This is a genomic window from Myxococcus sp. AM011 (assembly GCF_013372595.1).
In the GTDB taxonomy this organism is placed as follows: domain Bacteria; phylum Myxococcota; class Myxococcia; order Myxococcales; family Myxococcaceae; genus Myxococcus; species Myxococcus eversor.
The window spans coordinates 23,749-32,374 of sequence record NZ_JABXEM010000115.1; the positions used below are offsets into that span (position 1 = coordinate 23,749).

An 8,626-nucleotide genomic window follows, 5' to 3' on the forward strand; every position below is an offset into this window, starting at 1 on the left:
CGCGTCCATGTTCCTCAGCGACGTCTCCATTCGTCGGCCGGTGTTCACGGCCATGTTGTCGCTCTGCCTCATCGTCCTCGGACTGATGGGGTTGGGGCGCCTGGGCACGGACCTGTATCCGGACGTGTCCTTCCCCGTCGTCGTCGTCACCACGGTGTACAAGGGCGCGGGTCCGGGAGAAATCGAGACCCAGGTCGTCAAGCCCGTGGAAGACGCCGTCGCGGGTATCAGCGGCGTGGACAAGATTCACTCCTGGAGCCGGGAGAACCTGAGCACGGTGGTGGTGCAGTTCACCCTGTCCACCAACGTGGACCGCGCGGTGCAGGAGGTGCGCGACAAGATTGCTGGCATCGCGAACAAGCTGCCGCAGACGGCGGATGCGCCGGTGGTGGGCCGCGTGGACCTCTCCGCGACGCCCATCCTCACGTACGCCGTGTCGGCGGACATGCCGTCGCAGTCGTTGCGCCGGCTCATCGACGACCGAATCAAGCCCGCGCTCGCGCAGCTCGAGGGCGCCGCCGAGGTGCGCATCACCGGTGGCGACACGCGTGAGATTCAAATCGACGTGGACCTGGACAAGGCGCGCTCGGCGGGGGTGTCGCCGCTGGACATCGCCCAGCGCGTGAGCGCGGAGAACCTGGACCTGCCGGCGGGACGTCTGGCGTTGGGGGCCAGTGAGCTGACGGTGCGCTCCCTGGGCCAGTTCCGCGACGTGGACGAGATTCGCGCGCTGCCCGTGGCGCGCAGCCGGACGGGCTCGCAGGTGCGGCTGAGCGAAATCGCCACGGTGACGGACGGCGTGGCGGAGCGGCGCACGGTGGCGCGGCTCAACAGCCAGGACGCGGTCATCCTGGAGGTGGTGAAGCAGCCGGGCTCCAACACGGTGGCGGTGAGCGACGCGGTGAAGCAGGTGCTCAAGGAGATGGCGCCGGAGGTCGGGCAGGGCTTCACGGCCACGCTGCTCATCGACCAGTCGGAGCTCATCCGGGAGAACGCCCACGAGGTGTGGATCGCGCTCGTCTTCGGTGGCGCGATGGCGGTGCTCATCATCCTGATGTTCCTGTTGGACGGGCGCGGCACGTTCATCTCCTCGCTGGCGCTGCCCACGTCCGTCATCGGCACGTTCTTCGTGATGTACCTGCTGGACTACACGCTGAACCAGATGACGCTGTTGGGGTTGTCCCTGGCCATCGGTCTGCTCATCGACGACGCGGTGGTGGTGCGCGAGGCGATTACGCACCGGCTGGAGAAGGGCGAAGACCCGATGAGCGCGGCGGCCAACGGCACCAACGACGTGGGGCTCGCGGTGCTCGCGACGACGCTGTCGCTGGTGGCGGTGTTCGTGCCGGTGGCCTTCATGCCCGGAATCGTCGGGCAGTTCTTCAAGCAGTTCGGCATCACCATCTCCGCGGCGGTGATTGTCTCGCTGTTCATCTCCTTCACGCTGGACCCGATGTTGTCGGCGCGACTGGCGAAGAAGCGGGTGCCGGGAGAGGTCCACAAGGAGAACGCGGTGGCGGCCGGGCTGCGGAGCTTCCTGGACGGTACGGAGCGCGTCTACGCGCGCATCCTGGGCTGGGTGCTGGCGCACAAGTGGGCGACGACGGGAATCACGGTGGTGGTGCTGGTGCTGTCCTTCGGGGCGGCGAGCCGGCTGGGCGCGGAGTTCATCTCGCCGGAGGACCGCTCGCAGTTCCTGGTGGACTTGCAGCTTCCGGACTCGTCGAGCCTGTCGGAGACGGAGGCGCGCACGGGAGAGGCGGAGGCGCTGTTGCGCAAGCTGCCGGAAATCACGGCCATCTATTCCATCGTCGGCACCAACGGCGATGTGAACAAGGCGCGCATGCGCGTGCTGACGGTGGGGAAGGGCGAACGCACCAAGGGCATCCCCGTGTTGAAGGACGAGGCGCGCGCGCTGTTGACGCCGCTGGTGGCGACGCGGGTGAACCTGAGCGACCCGCCGACGATTGAGGGCCTGGGCGACTACTACCCCATCATGGTGCGCATCACCGGGCCGGACCTGACGCGGGTGAACCAGGAGGCGGAGCGCGTCGCGGGAATCTTGCGCGGGCTGAAGGGCACGGAGGACGTGCGGGTGGAGGCGAACCCGCCGAAGCCAGAGCTCCAGATTCGCATCGACCGGGCGCGAGCGAGCGACGCGGATATCAACGCGGCGGGGCTGGCGACGCAGCTGCGGCTGGCCATCAGCGGCGACGTGGTGGCGAAGCTGCGCGAGGGGACGAACGAGACGGACATCCGCGTGCGATTGGCGGAGCGGGACAGGAGTACGCCGGAGCGGGTGGCGCAGTTGGAGGTGTATACGCCTCGTGGGCTGCGGCCGGTGTCGGACCTGGCGCAGGTGGAGCTGCGCGACGGGCCGAGCGTCATCGAGCACGAGAACCGGGAGCGGCAGATCGCGGTGTACTCGCAGCTCGCGAAGGGGGCGGCGCTGGGAGACATCGCGAATGCGTTGAAGGAGCAGGTGAAGCTGTCACCGCTGCCGCCCGGCTATGCCATCGTCTACGACGGGCAGATGAAGAGCCTGGACGAGCAGAACGAGGCCTTCACCCTGGCGTTCGGGTTGGCGTTCGTCTTCATCTACATGGTGTTGGCGAGCCAGTTCGAGTCCTTCAAGCACCCGTTCACCATCATGGCGTCGTTGCCGCTGGCGTTGGTGGGTGCGCTGCTGGGCCTGGTGGTGACGGGGTATCACCTGTCGATGGGCGCGATGATTGGCGTCATCCTGTTGATGGGATTGGTGACGAAGAACGCGATTCTGCTCATCGACGGTGCGTTGCAGCACCTGCGTGAGGGGGACTCGGTGGACGTGGCGCTGATGAAGGCGGGGCCGCGGCGGCTGCGTCCGATTCTGATGACGAGCGCGGCGATGGCGATTGGCATGGTGCCGACGGCGGTGGGCTCGGGGACGGGCTCGGAGTTCCGCGCGCCCATGGCCATCTCGGTGATTGGTGGCGTCATCACCTCCACGTTCCTGACGCTGCTGGTGGTGCCGGTGGTGTTCGCGGCGATGGAGAAGGTCAGGTTCTGGAAGACGCCGAAGGTGGAGACGCCGCCCGTGCCCGAAGAAGCCCCCGTGTCATCCGGGCCCAGCCGGGCCGCGTGACGACAGCGCCGGGCCCGAGCGAGTGTCTCGGGCCCGGTGTCAGAAGGTGGCTCAGTCCTTGAGGCCCGCGAACTTGCGTGCCTCGGCGAGCGCGCTGGAGTCGGGGAACACCTTGCTGGCGATGTCGGCCGTGCGTGCGGCCCCCTCTGTCTTTCCCTGCTCTCCGAGAGCCTCCACGAGGCCGACCCAGGCTTCTTCCAGGACGCTCAACGCGCGGGTGGCGGCCTCTCGATAGAGGGCCTCTGCCTCCAACGGCGAGTCGCGGACGACGCTCTTGAAGCGGGCCATTCCGATGAGCGCTTCAGGCGTCCTGTCCGAGGCGTCGACGGCACCCAGGAGCAACTGCTCGACCTCCGCGAAGAAGGCGGCGGGGTCTGGGAGGTCCTCCTTCGCCCAGAGCAGCGCCCTGCTGGAGAGCAGCAGTCCTGGCACATGGGCGGGACAGCGGACGCGCAGGCGTTCGAGCAGCTTCAGTTGCTCCTCGCTCCCCCATTCCAGGCGCTTCGCCTCCGACAACAACTCCAGCAGTTCGTGGGGGCTCGGGTGCATGGGGGCTCACAGCTTCTGAAGCAATCGGGAGTTGTCCTTCGCTACATCTTTCAAGAGCTTCAGCGCGGTCTGCAGCTCCTTCTTCGTCGCGATGCTGAAGTTCTCCGAGTCATACATCTTCTGAAGCTCGTGGCGCGTGAAGTCCTTGAGCCGGGAGGGGAAGCTCGGGACGCGCTGGAGCCGGGCGGGTATCTCTCCCAGCTTCATGGAGAGGTCGGCAATCTGCCTGCGCAAGGCCGCTGCCGCGGACTGCTCCACCAGACCCGCCGAGGTCGATTCAGCCACGAGCGCTTCGGCCTGCGCGAAATGGCCCTCCGAAATCAGGTGGGTGATTCGCGCTTCCGCGCTGTTGCGGCCAAAGCCGCCTCCGCTCCCGTCATCGACGTGGGCGCAGGAGAGCAGGGCGCAGCCGAGGAGGACGAACGCGAGGATTCGGTGCCTGCTTCGTGCCCGCCAGGTCATGGGGCCCAGCGTATCGATGGGCCCTGGTGCGGCCCAGCGAATGCGCCAGCACCTGTCTGCCCGTGAGCGCTCGGGGCTTCATCCGCCCGCGTACACAGGCGTCATCGCGTCGATGATGGCGTGCATGAGGCTCTGTCCATCCGGAGTGTCCGGACACAGTCCGCCCCAGACGAGCGTGAGGCGGTCCGCCACCGGGCGCCAGTACATGCGTCCGCGCATGGCCACCGGCTCGTAGCTCTCCCGGCCACCCGCGAGGTAGTCCTCCTCCGGCATCCCGAACACCGCGTAGTAGCTCAGGTCCGGCGAGTCCGCGTCCTCCGTGCGGTGCAGCCCGCTGGGAATCACGCAGGCCACGTCCGCGCTGTGCCACGCGCCATGCCGGCCCGTCGTCACCTCGCGAACCTCGAAGCACATCCGCGACGCCGGACAGCCCAGCTCCCCCGCCGTCAGGAAGTTGTAGTCCAGCCGCGGAATCTCCAGCATCTCCTCCACGTCCGGCCGCCCGTCACTCCGGAAACCCCACGGATTGCCGTCGCGCTTGTACGAACGCACGCCGTACGCGCCATAGAAGACGTTGTACCAAGGGGTGTGCGGATTGAAGTAGTCCGAGCACCCCGCGCCATCCGGGAAGTCCGCGATGGTGAACGCCACCAACAAGTCGAACAGCCGCTTGTTGTCGAACGCCAGGAACGGCTCGCGCGCCACCGCCCCAATCGAACCCCGGATGCGTGGCACCGGCGTCGCCACACCCAGCTCCTCCAGGAAGTTCGTCTTGCCCGGCAACGGCGTTGCATTCATGGCCATGACGGCCAGCTCTCGTTGTAAACCCATGGAATTCCGTACCCCGCTGCCACAGCTTAAAGGACCGGAGTACACTGGTGAACATGCCGGAGAAGCTCGTCTTCGAGCACACCTTCGAAGGCCTCTTCGTGCGCGGACTCGCGGGACGTGTCACGCCAGCCCTGCGAGAGCGGCTGCGCGACGTGGGCCTGGACCTGGAACGCAAGCTCCAGCCGGCCTACGTCTTCGACACATGGTGTTCCGCCGTCCGTGTCACCGCCCATGAGCTCCATTCGGATGTATCAGCCGAGGTCGCCTACTCCCTGCTCGGCGAGCGCATGGTGGACGGTTACCGCGAGACGGTGATGGGCCGAGCCCTCTTCAGCGTCATCCAGCTCCTGGGCCCTCGCCGGGGCGTGGGCCGTGCACGGCAGATGTTCCGCTCCGGCAACAACTACACCGAGGCCCGCGTCGACGACGTGTCCACCACCGAGGTCGACCTCTGGATGAACGAGGCCGGCCCCATCCGCTACTTCACCCAGGGCGCCGTGCTCGCGGGCCTGCGCGCCACCGGCGCCATCCAGCCCGTTGTCACCGTGCGCGAGTTCACCACCGCGGACGTCACCTACCGCTGCACCTGGCGCGATGGGCTCGGAGCCTGAGTCGTCCACCGGGCCCGGCCTGCTCGCGGTCGACCTGGGCCTGCGCTCGGGCCTGGCCCTCTACGGCCCTGACGGCCGCCTGCGCACGTACCGTTCCCAGAACTTCGGCAGCCAGTCCCGGTTGAAGCGCGCCGTGCCCGCCGTGCTCGCGGACACCGGGCCCCTGGCCTTCCTGGTGCTGGAGGGCGGCGGGCCCGTCGCCGATGTCTGGGAGCGCGAGGCCGCCCGCCGCGCGCTGCCCGTGCTGCGCGTCTCCGCCGAGGACTGGCGCGAGCGGCTGCTCTACGCCCGCGAGCAGCGCAGCGGTGGCCAGGCCAAGGACGCCGCGGATGGCCTCGCCCGCAAGGTCATCGCCTGGTCCCACGCGCCCAGGCCCACCTCGCTGCGCCATGACGCCGCGGAGGCCATCCTCCTCGGCCTGTGGGGCGTCATGGAGGTGGGCTGGCTCGCGCAGGTGCCCGCGGAGGTGCGGGCTCGCTAGAGGGGGCCTCGCGCCGCGCACCGCCGTCTCCTGCTGGGCCCGTGGGGCATACTGGCTTGCCCAGGTGCCCGCGGAGGTGCGCGCTCGCCAGGGGCCCCTCGCGCCGCGCGCGGCCGTCTCCTGGTATGACGGGCGGATGCCTGAGATTCGGAGCCGCCAGTGAAGCGTTGGGTGGATGCACTCGCCCGCACGGGCTACCGGGGCGCGTACACACTGGCGCGGGTGTACTGGCTCGTGCGCCACCCCCGGACGCACGGCGTCTTCGTGGGCGTCTGGCACGCGGGCCGGGTGCTGCTCCTCCAGAACTCCTACAAGCACCAGCTCAGCATGCCGGGCGGAGGCATGGAGCGGGACGAGTCCCCCGCCGAGGCCGGCGCGCGCGAGCTCCACGAGGAAGTGGGCATACGCGTGGACCCCGCGTCGCTGCGGCCCGCCTTCGAGACGGTGGGCACCTCCGAGAACAAGGAGGACCATGTCCGCTTCCTGGAGCTGGACGTGGACTCCGAGGGCTCCGAGAGCACCGAGCCAAGACTCACCATCGATGACCGCGAGGTCACCTGGGCGGCGTTCATCGACCTGGACACCGCGCTGAGACTTCCTGTCTCCCCGCTGGTGCGGGCGTACCTGGAGCACGCGCGTCAGCGCCGGAAGTAAATCACCCCCGAGTGCGACAGGAATGGAAGTCTCGAATGCAAGGCTTCGCCATCCGGCGCGGCGCCGTTCAGTCGAGACAACCTGTGAAGACAACCGCGCGCGACGCGACAAGGAGTCGAGGAGGGGGTCGCGCGCGGGAAGAAGAAAGAGACGTCAGCGAGCGTGGGCGGCGGCCGGCTCGTTCACCAGGAAGTGGCGGGTGCGGGCCTTGGTGAGCTGCCGCTCCGCCTCCTCCGGGGACACACAATCCACCGTGATGTCGTCGTTGGGCGCGGCCTCGGAAGCCACGCGCGCCGTCTGAAGCCGGGCGATTGTGGAATCCGAGAGATGCGCGCACATCAAGCAACCCCGCTGACGACCGTAAGCCACCACTTCTCCGAAAATCGTGGCGGACTCCGGCTCCAGCGCCTTCAACCCCCGCATATCCGCCAGCACCAAGTGCCGGCCTCCTGCATACGTATCCGTCGCGGCCCGATAGGCCGTGGCGAAATCCTTCATCTCATTGGGTCGGACAAAGCCCTTCAACCGAACGGTGACCGTGCGACGGTTCGTATCGTTGGAGACTTCGAACATGAGCCCCTCCCTCCTGGGGAGGATAAACAATAACAAACATCCGGCCCCGTTCGAAACACCCCCCCTGCGACTCTGTCAGCCCTGGAATAGTCGAAAGGAATTGTGTCGGGATGGACCCGGCACGGCGGAACATTGCCGCCACCCCACAGCGGGTTCCACGCCAACGCGAATGCTCCACGCCGGATGTGAAATCGAGTCCGGGATGACTCAGGCCCGCTGACTGCTCTCGCCGGTGATGACGGCGGAGCCGATGAGGTGCGCCAGCCGCAGCGCCTCCGGGACGCGGCCCTTGTCCGTCACCAGCGCGAGCGCGTCCGCGACGAAGGAGGGCTCCGCGCCCTGCACCTGGAAGGTGAAGCCTCCCAGTTGATGGATGTCGCCCGCACCGCGCAGCCTGGCCCATCTCGCGTCCGCCCGGGGCAGGCGCCGCAGCGCGCGCTCCACCGCGTCCAAATCGGGAGGCCGCCGCATCACCGCCACGCAGGGCTTGCCCAGGCGCGCCGCCAGCTCCGGCAGGTCCACGACGTTGAAGCCCCCGAAGGCGATGCCATCCAGCAGCACCAGGTGCAGCTGCGGGAGGAACTTGCCTCCTTCCAGGAGCCGGCACACCTCGCGCGTGGAGTTCCAGCCGTCGCGCCGCACGCGCCCCCAGACGAGCCCCTCGAAGCGCGTGCCCGCGCACACCACGCCCGCGAGCTGCACGGCGGAGCCCGCGCGGCGGGCGAAGGGCGCGTCGTCGAAGCCGATGACTCGGGGGAAGCGGGGCAGACGCATGGCCTGTCCAGCCTCTCAAGCCCTCGCGTCGCCGAACAGCAAAAGGAAGAAGCCCGACCCCGCGCGCGCGGATGCCGGGCTTCAGGGACCACCGTGCCGGACCGCTTCAGCCGGCGCGCACGTTCTGCGCCTGCAAGCCCTTGGGGCCGCGGCCGACCTCGAACTCCACCTTCTGGCCTTCCTGCAGCGTCCGGAAGCCATCCATGTTGATGGCCGTGTGGTGGACGAACACGTCCTCACCACCACCGTCCTGCACGATGAACCCAAAGCCCTTCGCATCGTTGAACCACTTCACGGTACCAGTTGCCATGTATCGCGTTCTCTCGGGTGGTGCGGCGCGCCGCGGTTATCGGCCTTTGAGAAACTAGAGGCCGTAAGGCGGGACATAGTTTGCCCGGGGCGACCGTCCGAGTGGAAGCCCCCTTGGCTGCTTGCCAGCAGGCATACCTGCTTCCAGGGCATGGACAGGCGCCGCGCGCTCCGGGAGCCGCGTGCCTACCGTCATGGAAGCCCTTGGCTTCCCTTGGAAAAGGAGCGTCCCATGGTCGTGCCGAGCCCCCCGAATCC

10 protein-coding genes are annotated in these 8,626 nt (G+C 68.1%); 4 read left to right on the plus strand and 6 right to left on the minus strand.

From position 1 onward, the window contains the following. The first annotated feature begins 7 nt into the window (after nucleotides 1–7). Nucleotides 8–3,124: an efflux RND transporter permease subunit gene (locus HUW62_RS23520; RefSeq protein ID WP_163863376.1), complete on the plus strand. Its 3,117-nt coding sequence runs from the start codon at nucleotides 8–10 to the stop codon at nucleotides 3,122–3,124. Between the two features lie 51 nt (nucleotides 3,125–3,175). On the opposite strand, the gene HUW62_RS23525 is transcribed toward HUW62_RS23520, so the two are convergent. The 3 genes from HUW62_RS23525 to HUW62_RS23535 all read right to left on the minus strand — a co-directional run bounded on the left by HUW62_RS23525 (nucleotide 3,176) and on the right by HUW62_RS23535 (nucleotide 4,939). Beyond that, entirely contained in the window at nucleotides 3,176–3,673 is a 498-nt protein-coding gene (locus tag HUW62_RS23525) for a hypothetical protein (protein ID WP_163863375.1), read from the minus strand. A gap of 6 nt (nucleotides 3,674–3,679) precedes the next feature. After that, complete coding sequence (locus HUW62_RS23530) at nucleotides 3,680–4,135, minus strand: hypothetical protein (RefSeq protein WP_163863374.1); 456 nt, start codon at nucleotides 4,133–4,135, stop codon at nucleotides 3,680–3,682. Nucleotides 4,136–4,213: 78 nt separating this feature from the next. Beyond that, nucleotides 4,214–4,939 (minus strand): hypothetical protein, encoded by a 726-nt coding sequence (locus HUW62_RS23535; protein WP_240356159.1) that lies wholly within the window; start codon nucleotides 4,937–4,939, stop codon nucleotides 4,214–4,216. A gap of 80 nt (nucleotides 4,940–5,019) precedes the next feature. Here HUW62_RS23535 and HUW62_RS23540 point away from each other — a divergent pair, with 80 nt between their 5' ends. From HUW62_RS23540 to HUW62_RS23550, 3 genes are all read left to right on the plus strand, one after another. Next, nucleotides 5,020–5,577, plus strand: coding sequence for a DUF2378 family protein (locus HUW62_RS23540; RefSeq protein ID WP_176435684.1), 558 nt, complete (start codon nucleotides 5,020–5,022; stop codon nucleotides 5,575–5,577). Next, nucleotides 5,561–6,058 carry a hypothetical protein gene (locus HUW62_RS23545; RefSeq protein WP_163863370.1) on the plus strand — a complete coding sequence of 166 codons (498 nt, stop codon included), beginning with the start codon at nucleotides 5,561–5,563 and terminating at the stop codon, nucleotides 6,056–6,058. The genes HUW62_RS23540 and HUW62_RS23545 overlap by 17 nt, the downstream gene beginning before the upstream one ends. A 171-nt stretch (nucleotides 6,059–6,229) precedes the next feature. Next, a complete protein-coding gene (locus HUW62_RS23550) occupies nucleotides 6,230–6,712 on the plus strand; it encodes an NUDIX domain-containing protein (protein ID WP_368670461.1) in 483 nt (160 codons plus the stop codon). 153 nt (nucleotides 6,713–6,865) lie between these two features. Here HUW62_RS23550 and HUW62_RS23555 read toward each other — a convergent pair whose 3' ends face one another. The 3 genes from HUW62_RS23555 to HUW62_RS23565 all read right to left on the minus strand — a co-directional run bounded on the left by HUW62_RS23555 (nucleotide 6,866) and on the right by HUW62_RS23565 (nucleotide 8,369). Continuing rightward, nucleotides 6,866–7,285 (minus strand): hypothetical protein, encoded by a 420-nt coding sequence (locus HUW62_RS23555; protein ID WP_163863366.1) that lies wholly within the window; start codon nucleotides 7,283–7,285, stop codon nucleotides 6,866–6,868. 207 nt (nucleotides 7,286–7,492) lie between these two features. Then, a complete protein-coding gene (locus HUW62_RS23560) occupies nucleotides 7,493–8,059 on the minus strand; it encodes a DUF99 family protein (protein ID WP_163863365.1) in 567 nt (188 codons plus the stop codon). A 106-nt stretch (nucleotides 8,060–8,165) separates the two neighbouring features. Beyond that, entirely contained in the window at nucleotides 8,166–8,369 is a 204-nt protein-coding gene (locus tag HUW62_RS23565; RefSeq protein ID WP_046710823.1) for a cold-shock protein, read from the minus strand. Nucleotides 8,370–8,626: the final 257 nt, after the last annotated feature.